Origin of the sequence: Sphingomonas sp. CCH9-F2, assembly GCF_001556735.1 — a bacterium.
Classification (GTDB): Bacteria; Pseudomonadota; Alphaproteobacteria; order Sphingomonadales; family Sphingomonadaceae; genus Sphingomonas; species Sphingomonas ginsenosidimutans.
The window spans coordinates 1-1139 of the sequence record NZ_LSJO01000168.1 but is presented as its reverse complement, the minus strand read 5'-3'; the positions used below and the strand labels follow the sequence as shown (position 1 = coordinate 1139).

General features: G+C 64.3%; 1 protein-coding gene. It reads left to right on the top strand.

Annotated features, from left to right (window positions below; all coding sequences use genetic code 11):
* Nucleotides 1–1139 (top strand): efflux RND transporter permease subunit (locus AX685_RS04820; protein WP_197418485.1); only part of this gene is annotated, 1139 nt, incomplete at both ends.

Sequence of the window (1139 nt, the reverse complement as noted above, 5' to 3'; positions counted from 1 at the left end):
TACGGGCAGGCAATCATCATCCTCGTCTACGTACCGCTGCTCACGCTGACCGGCGTGGAGGGTAAAACGTTCGGACCGATGGCGCTGACCGTCATCATCGCGCTCGCCTTCGCCTTCATCCTCTCTCTCACCTTCGTGCCGGCGATGATTGCGATCTGGCTGTCGAAGAAGGTCGAGGAGAAGGACGGCCGCATCATCACGTGGCTGAAGAAGCGCTACGAACCCGGTCTCGACCGGGCCATGAAGCGCCCGACGCTGACGATCGGTGCGGGTGTGGGAAGCCTTGTGGTGGCGGCGCTTGCTTTCACTACGCTCGGCTCGGTGTTCCTGCCGCAGCTCGACGAAGGCGATTTGCTGATCCAGTCGCTCCGCATTCCGGCAACGTCGGTCCAGCAGAGCCAGGCGATGCAGGTGCCGATCGAGCGGATGATGTCGAAGCAGCCGGAGGTGCAATTCGTCTATTCCAAGACGGGCACCGCCGAGCTGGCGGCCGACCCGATGCCGCCGAACGCGACCGACATGTTCGTCATCCTGAAGCCGCGCAAGGATTGGCCGGATCCTGAGCTTCCCAAGGAGGAGCTGGTCAGCCGGATCGAGGGTAATCTCGCGAAGATTCCGGGAAATGCCTACGAGATCACCCAGCCCATCCAGATGCGCTTCAACGAGCTGATCGCCGGCGTGCGCGGCGACATCGCGGTGAAGGTGTTCGGGGACGACTTCAACCAGATGAACCGGACGGCCGAGCAAATCGCGGCGGTGCTGCGCAGAACGCAAGGCGCAGCGGACGTGAAGGTGGAGCAGACGACCGGTCTTCCCATGCTCGACATTCGCGTCAACCGCGACGCGATGGCGCGGTTGGGCGTTACGGCTCAGGATGTGCAGGACACCGTGACTGCGACGATCGGCGGGCGAACATCGGGCCAGATCTTCGAGGGCGACCGTCGCTTCCCCGTGGTGATCCGCCTGTCGGAGGCGCAGCGCGCCGACATCGGCCTGCTCCAGCAGGTGCAGGTGCCGGTGGCAGGCGGCGGCTATGTACCGCTGTCCAGCGTCGCCGAGATCAAGGTGGTCGATGGTCCGAACCAGATCAGCCGCGAGAACGGCAAGCGGCGCGTGGTGGTGCAAGCCAACGTGCGTGG